The sequence below is a fragment of the Rhodococcus sp. KRD175 genome (assembly GCF_017168275.1).
Lineage (GTDB): Bacteria > Actinomycetota > Actinomycetes > Mycobacteriales > Mycobacteriaceae > Rhodococcoides > Rhodococcoides fascians.
Window position 1 is genome coordinate 123,447 of record NZ_JABFAQ010000011.1, and the last position, 19,919, is coordinate 143,365.

The 19,919-nt window shown below is 64.6% G+C and carries 21 protein-coding genes and 1 pseudogene; 11 read left to right on the forward strand and 11 right to left on the reverse strand.

Translation table 11 applies throughout. The features are described 5' to 3' along the window. Nucleotides 1-63: 63 nt before the first annotated feature. Nucleotides 64-414, reverse strand: coding sequence for a hypothetical protein (locus tag J1M81_RS17070; protein ID WP_206498446.1), 351 nt, complete (start codon nt 412-414; stop codon nt 64-66). 20 nt (nt 415-434) lie between these two features. On the opposite strand from J1M81_RS17070, the gene J1M81_RS17075 reads away from it, so the two are divergent. Next, complete coding sequence (locus tag J1M81_RS17075; RefSeq protein WP_241258198.1) at nt 435-1,391, forward strand: hypothetical protein; 957 nt, start codon at nt 435-437, stop codon at nt 1,389-1,391. Next, complete coding sequence (locus J1M81_RS17080) at nt 1,388-2,011, forward strand: hypothetical protein (RefSeq protein ID WP_206498447.1); 624 nt, start codon at nt 1,388-1,390, stop codon at nt 2,009-2,011. Before J1M81_RS17075 ends, J1M81_RS17080 begins: the two co-directional genes overlap by 4 nt. Here the strand turns inward: J1M81_RS17080 and J1M81_RS17085 are convergent. After that, nucleotides 1,974-3,242, reverse strand: a complete 1,269-nt coding sequence (locus J1M81_RS17085; RefSeq protein ID WP_032399167.1) for a DUF4185 domain-containing protein — start codon at nt 3,240-3,242, stop codon at nt 1,974-1,976. The genes J1M81_RS17080 and J1M81_RS17085 overlap by 38 nt on opposite strands. A gap of 142 nt (nt 3,243-3,384) precedes the next feature. After that, nucleotides 3,385-3,798 carry a hypothetical protein gene (locus J1M81_RS17090; RefSeq protein ID WP_205914314.1) on the reverse strand — a complete coding sequence of 138 codons (414 nt, stop codon included), beginning with the start codon at nt 3,796-3,798 and terminating at the stop codon, nt 3,385-3,387. Between the two features lie 106 nt (nt 3,799-3,904). On the opposite strand from J1M81_RS17090, the gene J1M81_RS17095 reads away from it, so the two are divergent. After that, a complete protein-coding gene (locus J1M81_RS17095) occupies nt 3,905-4,237 on the forward strand; it encodes a hypothetical protein (protein WP_032375357.1) in 333 nt (110 codons plus the stop codon). A gap of 24 nt (nt 4,238-4,261) precedes the next feature. Here J1M81_RS17095 and J1M81_RS17100 read toward each other — a convergent pair whose 3' ends face one another. Beyond that, entirely contained in the window at nt 4,262-4,828 is a 567-nt protein-coding gene (locus J1M81_RS17100; RefSeq protein ID WP_032375299.1) for a peptide deformylase, read from the reverse strand. Nucleotides 4,829-4,831: 3 nt separating this feature from the next. On the opposite strand from J1M81_RS17100, the pseudogene J1M81_RS26860 reads away from it, so the two are divergent. The 3 genes and pseudogenes from J1M81_RS26860 to J1M81_RS17110 form a co-directional block, all read left to right on the forward strand. Next, nucleotides 4,832-5,020: pseudogene (locus J1M81_RS26860) on the forward strand (DUF2256 domain-containing protein); the annotation flags it as partial. Between the two features lie 15 nt (nt 5,021-5,035). Further along, nucleotides 5,036-5,287 (forward strand): DUF3253 domain-containing protein, encoded by a 252-nt coding sequence (locus tag J1M81_RS26865; RefSeq protein ID WP_228139420.1) that lies wholly within the window; start codon nt 5,036-5,038, stop codon nt 5,285-5,287. Nucleotides 5,288-5,324: 37 nt separating this feature from the next. Further along, nucleotides 5,325-6,968: an HNH endonuclease signature motif containing protein gene (locus J1M81_RS17110; protein WP_032375301.1), complete on the forward strand. Its 1,644-nt coding sequence runs from the start codon at nt 5,325-5,327 to the stop codon at nt 6,966-6,968. Between the two features lie 5 nt (nt 6,969-6,973). Here the strand turns inward: J1M81_RS17110 and J1M81_RS17115 are convergent, their stop codons facing one another. Beyond that, nucleotides 6,974-8,470 carry a fatty acyl-CoA synthetase gene (locus tag J1M81_RS17115; protein WP_206498448.1) on the reverse strand — a complete coding sequence of 499 codons (1,497 nt, stop codon included), beginning with the start codon at nt 8,468-8,470 and terminating at the stop codon, nt 6,974-6,976. An 87-nt stretch (nt 8,471-8,557) separates the two neighbouring features. Here J1M81_RS17115 and J1M81_RS17120 point away from each other — a divergent pair, with 87 nt between their 5' ends. Continuing rightward, nucleotides 8,558-9,097 carry a DUF2231 domain-containing protein gene (locus J1M81_RS17120; protein ID WP_206498449.1) on the forward strand — a complete coding sequence of 180 codons (540 nt, stop codon included), beginning with the start codon at nt 8,558-8,560 and terminating at the stop codon, nt 9,095-9,097. A 4-nt stretch (nt 9,098-9,101) separates the two neighbouring features. Here J1M81_RS17120 and J1M81_RS26425 read toward each other — a convergent pair whose 3' ends face one another. Next, nucleotides 9,102-9,524, reverse strand: a complete 423-nt coding sequence (locus J1M81_RS26425) for a hypothetical protein (RefSeq protein WP_241258199.1) — start codon at nt 9,522-9,524, stop codon at nt 9,102-9,104. A 177-nt stretch (nt 9,525-9,701) separates the two neighbouring features. Between J1M81_RS26425 and J1M81_RS17130 the strand changes: the two genes are divergently transcribed. Continuing rightward, nucleotides 9,702-11,999, forward strand: a complete 2,298-nt coding sequence (locus tag J1M81_RS17130; RefSeq protein ID WP_206498450.1) for an excinuclease ABC subunit UvrA — start codon at nt 9,702-9,704, stop codon at nt 11,997-11,999. A 76-nt stretch (nt 12,000-12,075) separates the two neighbouring features. Continuing rightward, entirely contained in the window at nt 12,076-13,002 is a 927-nt protein-coding gene (locus J1M81_RS17135) for an ABC transporter substrate-binding protein (protein WP_206498509.1), read from the forward strand. Nucleotide 13,003: 1 nt separating this feature from the next. On the opposite strand, the gene J1M81_RS17140 is transcribed toward J1M81_RS17135, so the two are convergent. The 5 genes from J1M81_RS17140 to J1M81_RS17160 all read right to left on the reverse strand — a co-directional run bounded on the left by J1M81_RS17140 (nt 13,004) and on the right by J1M81_RS17160 (nt 16,709). Next, complete coding sequence (locus J1M81_RS17140) at nt 13,004-13,513, reverse strand: LpqN/LpqT family lipoprotein (protein ID WP_196249600.1); 510 nt, start codon at nt 13,511-13,513, stop codon at nt 13,004-13,006. A gap of 17 nt (nt 13,514-13,530) precedes the next feature. After that, on the reverse strand, nt 13,531-14,478 hold the full coding sequence (locus J1M81_RS17145; protein ID WP_032375306.1) for a hypothetical protein: 948 nt from the start codon (nt 14,476-14,478) through the stop codon (nt 13,531-13,533). Further along, nucleotides 14,475-15,458, reverse strand: a complete 984-nt coding sequence (locus J1M81_RS17150) for a hypothetical protein (protein WP_045840882.1) — start codon at nt 15,456-15,458, stop codon at nt 14,475-14,477. Before J1M81_RS17150 ends, J1M81_RS17145 begins: the two co-directional genes overlap by 4 nt. Further along, on the reverse strand, nt 15,455-15,754 hold the full coding sequence (locus J1M81_RS17155; RefSeq protein WP_032388477.1) for a type VII secretion target: 300 nt from the start codon (nt 15,752-15,754) through the stop codon (nt 15,455-15,457). Before J1M81_RS17155 ends, J1M81_RS17150 begins: the two co-directional genes overlap by 4 nt. A 91-nt stretch (nt 15,755-15,845) precedes the next feature. Further along, nucleotides 15,846-16,709: a hypothetical protein gene (locus J1M81_RS17160; RefSeq protein WP_206498451.1), complete on the reverse strand. Its 864-nt coding sequence runs from the start codon at nt 16,707-16,709 to the stop codon at nt 15,846-15,848. A 130-nt stretch (nt 16,710-16,839) separates the two neighbouring features. On the opposite strand from J1M81_RS17160, the gene J1M81_RS17165 reads away from it, so the two are divergent. Both J1M81_RS17165 and J1M81_RS17170 read left to right on the forward strand, forming a co-directional pair. Beyond that, nucleotides 16,840-17,952 carry a YbfB/YjiJ family MFS transporter gene (locus J1M81_RS17165; protein ID WP_206498452.1) on the forward strand — a complete coding sequence of 371 codons (1,113 nt, stop codon included), beginning with the start codon at nt 16,840-16,842 and terminating at the stop codon, nt 17,950-17,952. Nucleotides 17,953-18,157: 205 nt separating this feature from the next. Next, nucleotides 18,158-19,909, forward strand: coding sequence for a pyruvate dehydrogenase (locus J1M81_RS17170; protein ID WP_201011512.1), 1,752 nt, complete (start codon nt 18,158-18,160; stop codon nt 19,907-19,909). The last annotated feature ends 10 nt before the right edge of the window (nt 19,910-19,919 follow it).

A 19,919-nucleotide genomic window follows, 5' to 3' on the forward strand; every position in this document is an offset into this window, starting at 1 on the left:
GAACGTAGATCAGGGGTGTTTCTCAGCAGTTACGAACGCGCGTCACGCGAATTGCTCAGCGACTCAACTGGGGTCGCTGCCGGCGATCGCCGACCACCAGATCGCGGTGACAGCTGCCAACAGACTCACTGCCAGAAATTGAGCAAAGCCCCCACCGTCGACAATCAACCACAGCAGCCCGATGAACGGGCCGGCCACCGCTGCGGGGGCGTCGAGCATGATCCGACGACGCAGCGAACCGAATCTGGCGCTGCGCCTGCGCAGATCGGAGTCGTTGAGGCGCGGGGCATCGAGAGGCGTTCCCGGCGGTAAGGTCGATCGACGCCGACTGGACGGCAACGCAACGATCCCTGGTTCGACGACGACGGCGCGGTGAGAGAAATTCGTATTTCGACGAATAGGCGGTGCTCGCACGCGTCGGTAGATTCACTGCCATGCCGACAGACTCCACACCCGACGGATTCGCTCTCGAACGCTTCGACGTCACCGATTCCGGGGCCATCGCCACGATCTTCGCCGCCAAGGACTACAGAAACGGACTCTACGTTCTGCATTTCGCAGACAACGCGGCCTTCGTGGGCTACTCCGAATCACTCGCGGCCCGAGTGAATGCCGACCGCGAGATATGGCCCGACATCGAGGCCCTCGAGGTTGCACCCGGTGCCGCAGATCGTTTGGAGCAGCTCACCGATCTCGTGTCCCAGCTCCACCCACTGCGACAACGCCCGTCGGAGCCCACCGCGATCGGCGAAGCTCCGGGAGTGAAGACGGCACTGCCCAAAGAACGAGCCAAGCGCACGACGCTCCTCGACGCGGCCGTGGGACGCAGTCGTCGCCAGTTCTGGGAACTGTCCGACCACATCGCGTACCCCGCCATCCGAAGCATCGTGGCCGACTACATCAACTCGTCGATCCCCGACCCGGCCAACACCGCGAAATACCTGTGGCAGACAGCCGCTCTGTCCGACGTACAGGACGACAGCGGTCCGCGACGATTGCTGACGCTGACGTGCGGCGGCTTCGAGACCCTGCGAGTCGACGAAATCGTGCACGACGACGACACGATCGAACTCGACCTGCGCATCAACACCAACGTTCCGCGCGACCGGACCGACGAGCAGCTCGAGGTCTCCAACGAAACCGTCAGCGCCGGACGTGGGCCGTACCGAGACGAACGGGTGTGGTCGTGGTCGATCGACCTCGGCGCGTTGCTGGAAGAAGACGTGGATGTCGATCTCGGCATCGACGACGACACGTTCGACGATCTCGCGTACGGCCTCAACGCGCGGCTGATGCGGTCCGGAAACTCAACGGGCGCAGCGGCACACAACAACGATCTCGCGGCCGACCTACTCGCCGAGGCGTACCGGCAGCTGTTCGAGGCCGAGTGACCGACCGCCTCTGGTACGTCGCGTATGGCTCGAACCTGTTGCGAGAGAGGTTCTCCGTCTACCTGACGGGCTCCGAGGACGGCTCGGAGTTCGGGGCACATCCACCGGCGCCCTCGTCGGCAGCGGTCGAGGCCGAACGCTGGTTGTGGATCGATCACGCCCTGCACTTCGCAGGCGTGTCCCGACGGTGGACCGGGGCGTCGGCCTTCGTGTCACTGACGACCGATCCCGCCGAACCGTCACTGGCGCACGGATACCTGATCGAAAGTGTGCAGTTGGCGCACGTCGCCTCGGTGGAGAACGTGGTCGATTCCGTCGATATCTCGGCTGTGGAATCACTGAGCATCGGCGAGTGGGCCGCACTCGACATCGACCGCCGAGGTAAAGCATACCGAGGGAAATACGATGCGCTGCTCCGGCTTCCGGACATCGACGGACTGCCCGCGTTCACACTGACGAGTTCGATCGTGCGGGAGCACGGCGAACCGTCGAGCAAGTATCTCTCGACGATCCGGCGTGGACTACTGTCCGCAGAAATCGACATGGACGTCGACGCCTACCTCGACGCCGCCGCCGGACGCGTCACTTCAACGCGTCGAGGTTCGTCTTCAGAAGCATGACGTTGTAATCGGACCACCGAGAAGCCGTGAAGTACAGGTCTTTTCCGCTCGACATCGGGTGAATGAACGGCGCGTAGATGCCGCCTGCCGTCTGGTTGGCGTCGAGAATCGTCCTCGGTTCGCTCCACGGTCCCTCCGGGTTTTCCGCCGTGCGCGCCACCAACGTCCGGTTGTTCTCGTTGCCGTACATCATGACGTACCGGCCGAGGTAGTCGTTCCACGCCACCGACATCTCGCTGACCGGGCCCTTCACCACGGCCACGGTGTCGCCGACGTTCTTGGACCATTGCTTGGCCGGATCGGGATCTTGCGTCGAATACTCGTACGCGTCGAGATTCTCGATCTGATCGGGCGCGACTCTGGAGACGAACGCGTCGCCGAATCGTCCGTTGGGAGTACCGAACTGGTACAGGTACTGACCGTCTTGTCCCAGAACATAGGCGCTCTGCTGAAACTTGCCCTGGCTTTCGTGGACGTTGGTGAAGCCCGGGATCGTGACACCCTTGTTGACGCGGATCGTCTTGGGATCCGTCGTCCAATTCTGGCCGTTGTCGGTCGATTTGGCCGTCGCCGAGTAGTTCGTTATCCAGCGACCGGGTGTGCCCCAGCTCTGCACCGACATGTAGTTGATGTACTGGGTGTTGCCGATCGCGATAGCCGCCGTGGGGATGGTCGTGTCCTCGACGCTCGGTAGCTTCGCGCTCGAGATGATCTCGGCGGCGTAACGCGGATTGTTCGCTCTGACAACCGCACCCGAGGTGGTGTTCGCCGGGTCGGCCGGACCGATCGTGATGCCCTGCGACAGGTTCGTCGACGCCTTGTCCGAGCGGAAGAGTGCATTGCTGCGCCACTGGGCATTGCCGGAGGAGCAATCACCGAACGTGTCACCGAACGCCATCAAGATCTGGCCCGCACCGTTGTCCCAGGTGATACCGAGGTCGGTTCCGGACATCGCCAGGTTGTCGTAGGTGTCGTTCACGCTCTGCGGACCGGTGACCCAGGCGATGCTCTGGGTGTTCCCGGTGATGCGCGGCAGAGGCCCCTGCGGTCCCTGCGGGTTCTTGCCCGACATTCCCGCGCTGCCCGACGAACCGAACAGCGGTGAGGAGCCCGGCCCACCCAGACCGCCGCACGGTTCTGCAGAGACGGTCGGCGCAGTCAATGCGCTCAGCCCGCTCACTGCCAATGCCAGGACAGCCCCGACAGCAATATGCCGACTACGTAAGCGCATGAACGAACCCACCGTTCCCCTTGTGAAGCACGATACGGATGTGACTGATGGGACGAGTGTTACGCAAATACACTTAGGTCGCAACAATTAGTTCGTGTCGATGCTTGACAAATCGAACGCTATGGGAATGACACCTATGTGATTACTGCGCGATCAGGCGGGCATGCGCGGTGTCGAGCAAGAGCAGAGCCGCTCCCTGCACGACGACCGCGGTTCCGTGACCGATCGCCTGGTCAGCGGTGATTCGGCGGCCGAAGCTGGGCTTCCGGACGGCGATGTGAGCACCGGCCGCGACGTAGAGCACGTCGAGCCCGGCATTGATCCACAGCAACTTGCTCAAACTCTTCGACGTCGGGACCGAGGAGTTGAGCGCTCCCGACCCGGCGATCGCCACATCGATCGCACCCCAACCCGCGGTCTGCTGGCCGAATGCACGACGGGCAGGAGACGAGCCGCGCACCGCCAACACCGTTCCGGCAAGCACACTCACACCGCCCCACACGGCGAGACGCCGACCGAGTAGTTGGGCGACGGCGGGAGCTTCCATTCGAGTCATCGCTCCAGTGTGCCGGGCTCGAACCCGAAGGCGACCCGTAACGCGCGGTCCGTTGCTGCCGATCACCGAGCACCGGGTATTCGTGCTCGAAACGAACGGAGTCACCATGCTGAAGAAGATCCTCGCCGGCGCTGCACTGACGATCGGCGTGGCGGTGCTCGCCGCACCGACGGCATCCGCTGCGCCCGACGACAACCCGTTCGGCCCCAAGGACTCCACATCGAGCTTCGTCAACGCATTCGACCCCGCGGCCTACGGCAGCGCGAGCGAGAAGTCGCTGATCATCAGCCCGTTCGGGACCACACGACAAATCGACTGTTCCTCGTTCCATGCCCGCACCTGGTGCACTCAGAACGGCCACGCGCTCACCGACATCCGCATTCCGGCCGGATCGTCGGAATGGGATTACCGGATGCTCTACGTGTACAACCCGTTCTAACCGTCGGATAAGGCGCAGCCGCGATTACAGCCCGAGCGGATGCGCGTCGGCCCCGGGCAACCAACTGTTGCCCGGCCCGACCCACCCCCTCTCCTTGATCATCTTCTTCGCCGCACGTCGATGGCGGCCGAGCAGGCGGTCGAGGTAGAGGAGCCCGGCCAGATGGTCGGACTCGTGCTGCAAACACCGCGCCAGATAACCCGTGCCTTCCACCGTCACCGGGTTGTTCTCCACATCGACACCTGTCACACGAGCCCAGTGGGCACGCCCGGTCGGAAACAGCTCCCCCGGCACGGACAGACATCCCTCGGTGTCTTCCGGGTCGGGCATCGTCTCCGGAATTCCAGAGGTCTCGAGCACCGGGTTGATCACGTGTCCGCGGTGACGGACCCCACCGTCCCGCAGGTCGTAGACGAAGACCGAACGTGGGTCGCCGATTTGGTTAGCCGCCAGACCCGCACCGGGTGCAGCCGTATTGGTCTCGAACATGTCCTCGACCAGCGCTGCGAGCTCGTCGTCGAACACCGTCACGCGAGTTGCCGGAGTTGTCAGCCGGGGATCACCGGCAACCAGGATCGCTCGAATCGCCATGAGATGAGGATAGTTTCGCTCCGAGAGCGGCGGAGCCCTGGGCAACGAGGTTACTGTCGATCTGTGGCCCACTCCCGTCGTACCTCCGCCGCGCACCCCGCAGACAAGGTGTGCGCGTCGTGCGGTCGGCGGATCGAGTGGCGCAAGAAATGGGAGAAGAACTGGGATGACGTCAAGTACTGCAGCGACACCTGCCGGCGGCGCAAAGTGAGTGCAACCGACAAGGAACTCGAAGACAAAATCCGATCCTTGCTCGACGCCCGATCACGCGACGCGACGATCTGCCCCTCGGACGTCGCACGAGCCCTGTCCGACGACGCCTGGCGCGACTTGATGGAGCCCGTTCGCCGCGCGGCCCGACGTATGGTCGACGCCGGCGAAGTCGAGATCACACAGAAGGGGTCGGTCATAGATCCCTCGACCGCAAAAGGACCGATCCGGATCCGTTGGAAGCGTTGACGGAAACCTGTCGGTGGGTGGGTATAGCTTTCGTGGTGTGAAGACATGGGGGGATGTGTTCGGGCTCGGAGACCAGGAGTTGGTCTCCGAGCTTGCTGACGTGGCTTCACTCGAAAACGCTCTCGCAGCAAAGAGATTGACGTTGCTCGCCGAGATCGACCGCCGCGGCTTGGCGATGAAACTCGGGCACTCGTCCGTCACCCGCTGGTACGCGAAGTCGGTGCGCATCACGGACGGATCCGCCGCCCGCCAGAACGCACTGGGCTACTGGCTGTTCGATCACCCCACCGTGCTCGACGCCCTCGCTGATGGCCGCATCCATGCCGCGCACGCCGCCGCCATCGCCGAGGGATACGACGTCGTCCTGGTGGCCGACCCGACGTTGGATCAGGTACGCCGCGACGGAATTGTCGACGAATTGCTCGACACCGCGATGCGCAACACCGCCGGCCAAGTGACCTCCCGCGCGCACGCTTTGGCGCATGCGGCCGCGGACGACGCCCGGGCACGACACGCGAAAGCCGAGAAACAACGCCGAGAGCAGGAACAGCGGGAACAGGAGCGTCGCGCCGCCGACACCGCCACGTCCTCCGACCGACACGGCGACCCGACACCGGATCCGGAACCGCCTGCGCCCAAGCCTGTTCCGCTGCCGCCTGCACCGCGACCGGTGTCGGAGAACTCGGCACTGAACCGATTCGACCTGCACCCTCTCGCCAACGGCCGCTTTCAGTTCGGTGGCGACATGGACCGGTTGCTCGCCGAGAAGCTTCTCACCGCTCTGTCGCCGTTGACGGCACCTCGGCCGGGGCCCGGCGGGGAGCGCGACCCGCGGAGTGCGTCGAAGCGCCGGGCCGATGCGCTCGATCAGATCCTCGACCGACACCTCCGCGGCAGCACTCGTGGGTCGGCGGGCGGGTCGCGGGCGTCGGTGCACCTGATCGTTGCCCTGCGGGACTTGCTCGCTCACGGTGGCAACAAGCAAACGGGTAGCACTGCAACGGATTCGGTCGACACGGGTTCGGTCGCGGGGAGCTCCTCGAACGGCGGCGACAGCAACGGCTCGCGTCCGGATGGAGTGGCCCGAGGGGATATCGCTGCTCGCGGCGATGCGACATCCGGATGTGGTGGTGCCGGGCAGAAGTCTGCGTCCGACCCGGGCGACGCTGGTTCTCGCGACGCCACCGCGGCCGGCCGTGGCGGTGACAGTAACGGCGGGCAGAAGTCTGCGCCCGAGCCGGGCGACGCGGACTGGCCGTTCCACCTCGACTGGACCGGCCCCATCAGCCGCTTCCTCGCCGAGCTGGTCACCTGCGACGCCGACCTGACCCCGGTCATCGTCGACCACCACGGCGTACCACTCGCGCTCGGACGAACCACCAGACTCGCCAGCGACGACCAACGCATCGCCCTGACCATTCGCGACACCTGCTGCGTCATGTGCGGCCGCCCAGCCCAGTGGTGCCAAGCCCACCACATCAAATTCTGGGAACACGGCGGCCGCACCGACCTGAACAACCTCGCGCTGGTCTGCGGAGAATGCCACCGCCTCATCCACCACGGCGACTGGCAACTGATCATGGGCGACGACGGACACCCGTACGCCATCCCACCCGAGTCCGTCGACCCCAGACAGCAGCCCCTCCCCAGCTACCACCGACGAAAACAGCGAGCAGCCTGAACAACTCAGGCGCGCAACGCGCGCTTGAGCAACTTTCCGCTCTGGTTGCGGGGCAACTCGTCCAGGAAAGTGACGGTCTTCGGCACCTTGAACGGCGCGATCCTGCCCTTCACGTGGTCGATCAACTCCTGCGCCGACACCCCACTGCCGTCCTTGAGCACGACGACAGCAGTCACCGCCTCGATCCACCTGTCGTCCGGAGTTCCGATGACCGCGACCTCGGCAACGGCGGGGTGCGTGTAGATCGCGTCCTCGACCTCACGAGAAGCAACCAGAATCCCGCCCGTGTTGATGACGTCCTTGATCCGGTCGACGACCGTGATGAACCCCTCGGCGTCTCGAGTCACCAGATCACCCGAATGGAACCACCCACCCGAGAACGCATCCGCCGTCGCCTCCGGCTTGTCCCAGTAACCGTCGCACAATTGAGGCGAGCGGTAGAGAATCTCACCGGGCTCACCGTCCGGCACATCGTTACCGTCCGCGTCGACGACGCGTGTCTCGACGAAGAACACCGCACGACCGCACGACGCCGGTCTGGCCTCGTGCTCGGACGGCTGCAGAACCGTTGCCAGCGGACCGATTTCGGATTGCCCGAAGCAGTTGTAGAACTCGATGTCCGGGTATCGCTCACGCAGCCGGGTCAACACGGTGACGGGCATGATCGACGACCCGTACTGCGCCTTCTTCAACGACGACAGATTACGAGAATCGAGGTCGGGATGGTTGGCGAGCGGAACCCACACCGTCGGTGCCAGGAACAACGACTTGATCTTCTCGTCCTCGATCCGCCGCAGAATCTCCGCGACGTCGGGCTTGCGCATCAGTCGCACGGTCGCTCCAACCGACAGGTACGGCAGCATGAACACGTGCATCCCGGCCGAGTGGTACATCGGCATCACCAGCAGCGGGTCGTCGTCTTCGGTGAACCCCAGAGCGATCACACACGAGACGTACTCGGCAACGAGCGCGCCGTGAGACATCATCGCGCCCTTCGGTTTCGACGTCGTGCCGGAGGTGTAGAGCAACTGCGCCAGGTCCGCGGAGTCCGCGGCCGGCTCGAGGACCGAATCATCCCCGGCAGGGTCGAGCAGATCCGGAAGCGACACCACGAACTCGACGGCGGTGCCGCTCCGAACGGAATCGAGAGTGTTCGACAACTCCGGGTCGACGAGCACAGCCCGTGCGCCCGACTGATCGAGCAGATACAGCAGCTCGTCGCCCACGAGTGCGTAGTTGATGGGCACGTGCACCAATCCTGCTCGCGCACAGGCAAGAAATGCCACCACGTACGCGTCGGAGTTGACGCCGTACGCCGCTACCCGGTCACCCTTGTCCAAGCCCATCGCAATCAACCGACGGGCGACCCGCGTCACGGCGGTGTCGAGTTCGCGGTAGCTATGGCTGCGGCCTTCGAACGTCACAGCCGGACGGTCGGGAAATTTCGCGGCCGACCTGCGCAGAACGCCGTCGACGGTGCTGACTCGGGTGCCGTTCGTCATGACAACGACGTTATAGGACGTCCAAGCTTCTTGCCTCGACTTCGACGGCGATGGTTCGCTCGCCGATCACGGGGCATTCGGTATTGCATGACAATCAAACAAGCACTCGACAGTCTCGAGACTGCCTCGTTTCTCGACGGACCCAGCGACGCGATCCATGGCGTACTTGCACCTGCGGTAGCGGACAGTGCCGTCGAATCAGCGCTGCACGGCCGGTGGATCGGGCACCCCATCCACCCCGCGCTGGTGACGGTGACCATCGGCAGCTGGACCAGCGCCGTCGCGCTCGATCTAGTCAAGAACCAGTCCAGGGCGGCCAAAATTGTCGTCGCGCTGGGTCTCGCGTCCGCGCCGCCGGCGATAGCGACCGGATGGGCCGACTGGTCGACGATGAACACTGTTCAGCGTCGGGTCGGCATCATCCACGCGGCATCGAACGCAACCGGGGTGTTCCTCTTTCTGGGCTCCTACCTCCGTCGGCGGAAGCAGACCGACGGAGTCGCCAAAGCTCTGGCGGCGGCCGGCCTCGCAGCCGCAGGGCTTGGCGGACTCATCGGCGGGCACCTCGCCTACAGCACCCCCGGCAGCGAGGCCGAGTCCGAAGCTCGACACCGCCTGCCGAGCTGACCCGTCAACAGTTGTTCGGTTCTCCGATCTTGACCACCGACAACACCGCTTCGCCCTCGCCGATGAGGACACCGGGAGCCGGATCCTGTTCGACGACAATCCAGTTCGAATCGTTGACCTGCATCCGGCCCTCCCCCGACGCGTCAGCGCTGCGGGAGTAGAAGACACCGGCCGCCTGGATCGCGTTCTGCGCAGACTGCAGATTCGTACACACAACCGGAGGCATGTAGGCGGGGGCTGCGGGTGCGGGCCTCTCGACCGTCGGGGTATCGGGGATGACGATCCTCGGCACAACGGTAGAGCGCGTGAGGCCTCCCCCTGGCACCGCCTCGACCTCCGTGCCGACGTCTGCGTGCGGCGTGCTGCACCCCGCCAGCATCGGCAACACGACAATGCAGGCTGCGAACACATGCCTTCTCGTCGACATCGAGACCTTTCGTTACGACAAACCCCCACCACAGCAGCCGTCTTTGATGGATCGCTCCTTGCGTCGATCCGTTACCTGTGGCGTTTCCGTACACCGTACGGTAGGCTGCGGCGGCACTGCGCGAACCAACGTGGGTGTACGCCCTTCGGGGCGCGGCGAAAGGCAATCGACAACGCGATGACCGAGCCCCAGCTAGTAGCACAAAACCAGCCACCTACCGATGCACTGTCCACGATCGTCGTGCGTGGAGCCCGAGAGAACAACCTGCGCGACGTCGACCTCGATCTGCCGAAACGCTCGCTGGTCGTGTTCGCCGGCGTCTCCGGGTCGGGCAAATCGTCACTGGTGTTCGACACCATCGCCGCCGAGGCCCAGCGGCAGATCAACTCCACGTTCACCGCGTTCGCGCAGACGTTTCTGCCGTCCTACGGCCGACCGGATGCTGACCTGATCGCGAACCTGTCGGCCGTCGTCATCGTCGATCAGAAGCGACTGTTCGGTGGTCCGAGGTCGACGGTCGGCACCATCACCGACATCGGAGACTGGCTGCGCATGCTGTGGTCCCGCGCCGTCACGCCGAACATCGGCTACGCCAACGCCTTCTCGTTCAACGACCCCGCCGGGATGTGTCTCGAATGCGAGGGGCTCGGCGAGGCGAAGGTCGTCGACCTTTGCGAACTGGTGGACGAGTCGAAGTCGTTGCGCGAGGGCCCGTTCAAGCATCCCGACTTCGAGGTCGGCAAATGGCCGTACCGGGTGTTCGCCGACTCGGGCCTGTTCGATCTCGACGTCCCGATCGAGCAGTACTCGGCGCGCGAGCGTCACCTCTTCTTCGACGCCAAGCCCGGCGAGGTCGAGGTGACCAATCCCGACGCCGTCATGAAGAGCTACGAAGGCATCGTGTCCAGGTTCCGCCGAAGCTACCTCGCCAAGGATGCCGATGCACTCAAGGGCAAGTCCAAAGCCGCTTTCGAGCGCATCGTCACGCGCGGCGTCTGCGAGGCCTGCGGCGGTTCCCGCTACAACGACACCATCCGCGGTGCCACTCTCGAAGGACTGTCCCTGCCCGACGCGTTCGCCATGCAGGTTTCCGAACTCGCCGACCGTATCGAACAATGGGACATCAAGGGCCTGCACTCCGTCACCGCCGAAATCGTCACGCAGTTGACCAGGCTCGTCGATCTCGGCCTGGGCTACCTGAGCCTGGACCGTGCGACGTCCTCGCTCTCGGGTGGTGAATCCCAGCGCATCAAGATGGTTCGTCACCTCGGAGCCACGCTGAACGACATGCTCTACGTCTTCGACGAACCGACGACCGGTTTGCATCCTCGCGACGTCCACCGCCTGAACGACATGCTGCTCGCGCTGCGCGACAAGGGCAACACCGTCCTCGTCGTCGAGCACGACCCCGAGGTGATGGCCATCGCCGACCGCATCGTCGAGATCGGACCGGGCGCCGGAAAGTCCGGTGGCACAGTGGTCTTCGAGGGAACCTTCGACGAGCTCCGCCGAGCCGACACCAGGACCGGCTCCGCGCTCCGGCGTGATGACGCCGAGATACGGACTCCCCGTGCGCCTTCGGGCTGGCTGAGCATCTTCGGTGCCACAACCCACAACCTGCGCGACGTCAGCGTCGACATCCCGCTCGGGGTACTGACAGCCGTCACCGGTGTCGCCGGTTCCGGGAAGTCGAGCCTCATCCACGGACACCTGCGCGAGGCCGCGCCCGACGCCGTTGTCATCGACCAGGCACCGATCCGGGGCTCACGCCGTTCGTCCCCTGCGACCTACACCGGTCTGCTCGATCCGATCCGCGCGTACTTCGCCAAGAAGACCGGGCAACCGCCGTCGCTGTTCTCCCCCAACTCGGACGGCGCGTGCCCCGATTGCCAGGGCAGCGGTGTCATCTTCACCGAACTCGGATTCACCGATCCCGTGACGAGTACCTGCGAGACGTGTCAGGGCAGGCGCTTTCGCTCCGGGGCCATCCGGCACACCGTCGATGGCGTCAGCATCGCCGACATCTTCGAGATGTCCGTCGAGGATGCGCAGGACTTCTTCGAGGTCAAGAAGATTCGAGACATTCTGCGCCGCTGCCGGGACGTCGGACTCGGCTACCTCTCCCTCGGACAGAACCTGTCGTCACTGTCCGGCGGCGAACGGCAACGTCTCAAACTCGCCACCGAACTGATCGGATCGTCTTCGGTGCTGGTGCTCGACGAACCGACGACAGGTCTGCACCCGTCGGATGTGTCGAACTTGATCGCGTTGCTGTCCGGGATGGTCGACGAAGGCAGGTCGGTGATCGTCATCGAACACAACCTCGACGTCGTCGCCGCAGCGGACCACATCATCGACCTCGGCCCGGACGGCGGCCACAACGGCGGGCTGATCACCTTCACCGGGACGGTCGACGAGCTGGTGGCCTCGGACACCCACACCGGTAGGTACTTGGCACGGAGCCTGGGGCGTTGACCGCTCCCCGATAGTGTTGGCGTTCGAAGAGAAACCGGACAACACAGGAGTGGCAGTGCAGCGTCGATCGGCACGAATGATCTCAGCCGGGTTCGCGGTCGTCGCGCTCGTAGCGGCGGGATGCAGCACCACGGAAACGGACGCGCCACCCGCCGCCGATCCGGCACCCGCGGCGAGTGGCGAGTTTCCGAGGACGATCACGTCCGGCTCGGACGGCGGCTCGGTCACCATCGAAGCTGCTCCACAGAAGATCGTGTCGCTGAGCCCGACCGCGACGGAGACGCTGTACGCCGTCGGGGCGGGCGACCAGGTGGTGGCCGTGGACGATCAATCGGACTTCCCCGCCGATGCTCCGAAGACAGGGTTGTCGGCGTTCACCCCGAGCCTCGAAGCGATCGTGGCGTACGACCCCGATCTGGTGATCGCCTCCACCGACCTGGGCCTCGTGACGTCGACACTGGCCGAGGCAGGCGTTCCGACGCTGGTGCTGCCTGCCGCGACGAGCATCGACGATGCCTACTCGCAGATCGAGCGCGTCGCGGACGCCACCGGCCACGACGCCGACGGCGATGCCGTCGTATCCCGGACTCGTGACCGGATCGATGCAGCCGTCGCGAGCGTCCCGAAGCGCGAAGCGGCGCTGACGTACTTCCACGAACTCGATGACACGTTGTACACGGTGACGAGTGCGAGCTTCGTCGGGCAGATCTATGGTCTGTTCGGACTCACCAGCGTCGCCGACGGTTCCGACGCCGGCGACTACCCGCAGCTCGCCGACGAGGCCGTCATCACGTCGAACCCGGATGTGGTGTTTCTTGCCGACGCCCAATGCTGTGGCGTCACAGCCGCTTCCGTCTCGTCGCGACCGGGTTGGGGATCGATGACCGCCGTCCGCGACGGCCGGATCTTCCCGATGGACGAGGACCTGTCGAGTCGATGGGGCCCTCGTATCGCAGACCAGGCAGAGGCCGTCGCTGCGGTGGTACAACAGATCCCTGCGTGAGCTATCGATGCCCGATACGAACCTCGTCCACGAATACACCTGTCGCCCAAAGCAAGCGAGACCTCATCTGGTCGGGCAGGGTAACCGTCAGTTGGACGAGGTACTGATCGACGATGTGGTGGACGACGACATACCGGGTCCGGGCGAACAACGTCCGACCCTCCCACTCGTACCGACCCGCAATCGAAACGGACGGTAGACCGCAGAACGGGTCGCGGTCGTAGCTGACGTCGATCCATTCCGGAAGTGCCCGGGAGTCGCCGAACCCACAAGCCAGCAGGGTCTGCGGATCGAGTGACCGCGTCAACTTTCCGGTCAAGACTGCCGCGTTGGGAACGAACCCGTCGACCGCATCTGCCGGAGAACACAGCACCGCGGTGGCGTGCGGAAACAGATGCGCAGGAACGAGATCCCACCCCGGCAGCGCAGGGAGCTCCAGACCGAACCTTGCGCATTCGTCGAGATGTACGGGCGCGAGCTCGACACCACGCTGTTGCAGAACGCCCTGCATCGATTGTTCCCGAGTTGTCACTGGACGTCCCGTCGACCCGACATCGACGCCGCTCGGTCTGCTTCGATGCGATCGAGGAATCGAGGCGGGCGCAGTAGCTCTCGCGCGTCGTCGTGGGCAAGCTGCGCACGGCCCCAGGGATTGGCCCGACACCACTGCAGTACGGACAGCAGTGCGTTGGGCTCGACCTTCTTCTCGCACGCCATCAGGACCAGCACCTGATCCGTTCCACCGGCAGGGTCGCGATACACGACTCGGATGGTGGGGTACCAATGTGAATGCGACACCGCAGGATTCGGATGCGTCCGCGGCTGCAGCTCGACGATCCCGTCCCACGGGACAACCGTGATTGCAGTGGTGGCCTTCCATCCGCGGCGCCGGTAGATCTCCTCCACGAGGCCATCGGGATGCAGTGAAATTCGGGTCCGGTTGACGACGAGCACACTCAGTGCGAAAAACAGCAGACATATCGGAGCGCCGAAGTGCGACATGACTACGACGCCCAGGTCGTGACGCGTTGTACTTACCCGTGCGTCTCCTCCCCAGTGGATGTAGGACAGGCCGGACACCAACGCGAATGCGAGTATTCCGCTGCGATACAACACAGTCCCCCGCCCCGGCACTGCCACGCCTCGGCCGACTCCGGCGACAGTCACCGGTCGCACGAACAGCGACAGCCGCGCAGACCCGATGCCGGACAACACCACGGCCGCTGCGAGCGGTATCAGCACCGCGAGCACCAGCGGCGACACGAGGAGAACGGTCTCCCCGGAAAGCGTCCCGAACAGGAGAACCGGAGCCACGATCGTCGCGGCAAGGACTGCAGACGAAACTCCGAGAGCTACCAGCCAACCCAGGTGAACACTGCGCCACGTCCGCACCCACAATGGATACTTCTGCGCTACCAGGCTCTTACGCAGCACGTCCTCGGTCTGGGGCGTGCGATCGTCTCTGATCTCGCTCATTTTCCTGCCGCCTCGAACAACTTCTCCACGCCGTAGCTGACGACTTGGCCCAGAGCGATCCCGGCAGCAGCGCCGGCCACCGTGCCGGGCCCCGGAAAAATGGAACCCGCCATGCCACCCACGGCTCCGAACGCCCAGGTCGTAATTGCTCCCGCGACTATCGGCGTCGCCTCGACGATCACGGCCTCGGCCGGATTCACGCCCTCGTCGATTTTTCCCGCAATTCCGGGAATCGCACCCGCAACGACTCCGAAGACCCCGAGCCCGCGTCCGATGTTCTTGGCAACGTCGTCGACGGATTCGACACCGGGTATTTCCAGCGCCCGCCTTGTCACGGCGGCCATGCCTCCGACGACCGACGCCGCGATGGTCGACGGCCAGTCCGGCATCCAGGAGAACGACCCGTCCGGGTTCTCGACGAACTTTCCGGTGGGATTGTCGAGGGCGAGCGCCGTCAGCACCTCGGTGGGCTCGGCCAGCTGCTGCGCAGCGTCGAGAGCGACACTCTCGGCCTGGCGCAGAGCACTCTGGATGTCCTCGGTCAATTGATTTGCTGCAGAACGCAGTTCGTCGGCTCGACGCGTCTTCTCGTCACCCAGGCTGTCGGGAATCAGCGCGATCATCCCTTCGGGATTCACCACACCGTCGGCCCGTACCGCGAACCCGCTCGTCGTAGCCGCGGACACCTGAGCCTGCACGTGCGCTTGGGCGGCCTCGACGATATCGGCTGCACCTTCGAATGCAGCGGCGAGCGAGTCGATTTCGCTGCAGACGGAGCTCATCCGGGAGCATTCGGCCACTACGCGATCGGCTGCGGCGCGTGCCGCGTCGCCGGTCCACGTCTCGGCCAGAGTGTCCTGCTCTTCCAAGACCCCGGTTCGTTGGCCGTTGACGCGCTCGACTATCTCGGCCAGTTCGATCATCGTCTTGCGCATCGACTGCGGCTCCCAGCCGGCGACGTGCGGCACGGTCGGGGTCATTTCGGCTGGTCCATCGCAGCGAGGCGGCGGGCGAGGTCGTCGTCGGTGATCTCGTAGTTCTGCGCGACACCACGGGCGATGTCCGCAACGCATTCGGCTCGGCCTGCCAGAGCGGCAACAGCTCCCGCAGCCGCTGCGGACGCTGCCGCACACGCTGCGCGAAAGTCGGTACCCTGCAGCGCATTCTCGGATGCTCGGAACGGGGCGAGGGTGTCCAACTCGGCGATCACCTCCCCCGTTCCCGACAGCACATTCGAGAACTGCCGCAGGATCACTGGATCCACATTCACTGTCATGACGCTCCCCCGAGTCGCACTGTATCGACGCCCGGTGAATCGGCGTCATCGGGTTTGACGCAGCGAGCCCGTGATCGGTTCCGTGTCGAAGCTAGGACCGCGACAGTTCCAGTCGCTCACGAAGCGGTGGTGGCACCAGCAGGTCGGGTGAGTCGTAGCCGGTCATGCGGATCCGGTTGACCGGGCCGTCGGTGCACCACTTCATCAATGCCAGAACGGCATTCGGCTCGGCTGCGAGCAAATGGATGCGAATCGCCATCCGGTCCGGTTGATCCAGCCGGTCGCGGGGACGCTCGATACCGAGGCCAGTCGCTCGGACATACAGTACGGGCTCGGTGAACCCACTCCCCCGCTTCTCTGACGTTCGGTACGTCGAGGCCTCGTACTGCTCCACATCGCCCCAGCGCACGAGGATGTCGTGAGTGTGCGGAAAGAAGAACATGCACGACCGTCTGCGTCTGACAAATCCGTCCGCGAACAAGCGCAGTTCGACGCTGCTGCGGAAGCCGAGCGTCGCCACCAGTACAACGATGGCAATTCCAGCAATCGGCATACCGGCCGCGCCGAACACGTCACTCTTCGACAGGGCGACCCCCATTCCTGACACCAAGAGGGACGCGACCGTGATCGACCAGAACTTGGCGGTCCGAGGCGGAATGCAGACGCCGCTACCGAGCGCGTGGTCCTCGACGCGCCGAACGAATCGGACGGGGATTCCCCATCGAATCACGTTGTCGTTGATGCCGATCCAAACGCAAGCCATGAGGGCAAGTAGAGCGATCGATCCGATCGTGTGCCCATTGTCGCTTCCGTGCACCTCGAGCCGTCCGCGATAGATCGCAATGGCTACCACCGCGACAATCGCGATGACGGCCTGCCACAGGCGGCCCAACGTGTTCGGCCAGTACGGGACCCAGATAGGTCGTTCTGCGTCGGTGTACTTCGTCTCACTCATGCGTCCCCCACAGTCGGTATCAGGTATTGGACGCACCGGTGGTGCGATCGGTTCCCTGCTGCTCGGGTCGATGAGACGGGGATCCAACGCGTACCGTTGGCGCGGCTAACGACTTAGGAGGGCGATCGCAATGAACGGCCGTCGATTATCGTTCGCTGCCGCGGCCGGACTCGCGGCCGCGATGGGCGTCGGACGATTCGTGTTCACGCCGCTGCTACCGATCATGGTCGACGCGGCGGAGGTGACCCCGAGCAGCGGTGCCGTCATCGCAACCGCGAACTATGCCGGCTACCTCGTCGGCGCGATCGTGTTGTCGGTGCGCCCGTCGATCAATACGACGACGTCGTTCAGGCTGTGGACGCTCGTGCTCATCGCAAGCGAATTGGCGATGGCTGCAGTGCATTCCACCGCAACGTTTTCGGCGCTGCGGTTCCTGGCCGGCCTGGCGAGTGCCGCGGTGTTCATCGCCTGCGCGAGCACCGTCACCGAGCACAGAGCCGACGGTGCGTCACCAGGAATCGCATTCGGCGGCGTCGGTGCAGGTATTGCAGCGTCGGGCATTCTGACGTTGCTCGCCGGACCACATCTGTCGTGGGAGGCGCTGTGGTTGTGCTCGGCGATACTGACCGCGGTGCTCGTCGCCCCGGCGTGGACGCTTCGGGTACACCCCGAGCCTGCGGGGCGGTCCGAGGCGGGCGAGGTGAACGCCGGAACCCGCACGGTGTGGCGGACATTGCTCGTCGCGTACTTCCTCGAGGGCCTCGGGTACATCGTCGTCGGCACATTCCTCGTTGCGGCGGTCAGTGGCCACGGCAGCACGTCGGTGGGTCCAGCGGTGTGGATCGTCGTGGGATTGGCTGCGGTGCCGGTGACGGTGCTGTGGCAAGGGGTGGCACGCCGAACCAGCCTGCGCAAAGCTCTGGTAGCAGCGTTCGCATTGCAGACCGTGGCCGCAGTACTTCCCGCCCTGACGGCGAACCCCGTCGCCGCCGCATTTTCGGCGCTGCTGTTCGGGGGAACGTTCATGGGCATCACGATGCTGACGATGAGCACAGCGCACACACTTCCCATCGGCCGTACCGCGGCGACGCTGACGGCGGTCTACGGCGTCGGGCAGGTGGTGGGTCCATTGGTCGTCGCGCCGGCGATCGGGGATTCGTACGCGATCGCCTTCGCCATCGCGACCGGAGTGCTGGTGCTCGGAACCGTGGCTTCTGTGCGGATACTGCGGATGTCGGCGTAAGGCCACCCCCACATTCGGTTGGGTGCTGACGGGAAAAAGCCCACGTGACGAAGATCGCGTCCGCTGTGACCAGGGCCTTCGCCCTTGACGGTTCACGCGTACCTACCCAGGATGTTTCGTACACCCTCGACGCCGGGAAGGCGTCGAGAATGCGCACAGGGCACATCGACCCCGCGGCGCGCTACTACATCCGAGGAGAAAACCTATGTCCACCACAGTGGCCGATCAACTCGTTCGCGGACTCGTCGACGCCGGAGTTCGGCGCATCTACGGAATCGTCGGCGACAGTCTCAACCCGGTGGTCGACGCGGTGCGTCGGACCGGAGGATCGGCCAAAGGCGGCATCGACTGGATCCATGTTCGCCACGAGGAAGCTGCTGCTTTCGCGGCATCGGCGGACGCGCAGACCACCGGCACCCTCGCCGTCTGCGCCGGCTCCTGCGGACCGGGTAACCTGCACCTGATCAACGGGCTGTTCGACGCACACCGGTCCGGCGCACCGGTTCTCGCGATCGCATCCCACATTCCCAGCAGCGAGATCGGGTCGGGGTACTTCCAGGAGACGCACCCCGATCGCCTGTTCGTCGAATGCTCGCTGTACAACGAGTTCGTCTCCACCGCCGAGCAAGCACCGCGCGTCTTTCGCGCTGCAATCAACGCAGCGATCACCGGCGGCGGAGTATCGGTGGTGACGCTCCCCGGTGACATTGCCGAGCTGTCCGCTGCCGGCGCAATGGATCCCATCGCCATTCCGTCGACTCCCGTCGTCACTCCGCCCGCCGCCGACATCCAACAGCTGGCCGACGCCATCAACAATGCCGAGAAGGTCGCGATCTTCGCCGGCTACGGCGTCAAGGGTGCCCATGACGAGGTCGTCGCATTCGCCGACACCATCGGCGCTCCCGTCGGACATTCGTTGCGCGGCAAGGAGTTCATCCAGTACGACAACCCGTACGACGTCGGCATGACCGGCCTGCTCGGCTACGGAGCTGCGCACGCCGGTATCCACGACGCGGATCTGTTGATCCTGCTCGGCACCGACTTTCCGTACCAACAGTTTCTTCCCGAGGATGTCGCGACTGCGCAGATCGACATCGATCCGACCAAGTTGGGCCGCCGTACTTCGGTGAAGTACCCCATCCACGGAGACGTGAGTGCAACTCTGAACGCGTTGGCTCCGTTGGTCACTCGCAAGACCGATCGCCGCTACGCAGAGAAGTGGTTGGACAAGCACAACGACCTGATGGGCAAGACAGTCGGCGCGTACACCCGCAATGCCGAGAAGCTCGTGCCGATCCATCCCGAGTTCGCCGCGTCCGTGCTCGACGATCTGGCCGACGACGATGCCGTGTTCACCACCGACACCGGTATGTGCAACGTGTGGACCGCCCGATACATCAACCCCACCGGCAGAAGAGCTTTCGTCGCCTCGATGCTGCACGGCTCGATGGCCAACGCGCTACCGCACGCCATCGGGGCGCAGTTCGCGCACCCGGGCCGTCAGGTCGTCTCCATCTCGGGTGACGGTGGATTCTCGATGATGCTCTCCGAACTCCTCACCGTGGCGATGTACAAGTTGCCGGTGAAGATCGTCATGTTCGACAACTCGACCCTGGGCATGGTCAAGGCCGAGATGCTCGTCGACGGCCTCCCCGACTTCGGTGTAGACGTGCCACAGGTCGACTACACCGGAATCGCCAGGGCTGCGGGCATTCACGCGCAGCGCGTCGACCAGCCGGGTGATATTCGCGGCGCACTCGAAACCGCGTTCGCCACGGACGGGCCTGCCCTGGTGCAACTGATCACCGATCCGCTGGCACTGTCGGTGCCGCCGACCCTCACCGGCGAGCAGCTCAAGGGCTTCGCGCTCGCGATGAGCAAGGTGGTCCTCAACGGCGGTGTAGGAGAAGCAGTTCGGATGGCGAAGTCGAACCTGCGTAACGTTCCGCGCCCCTGATCCAGATACG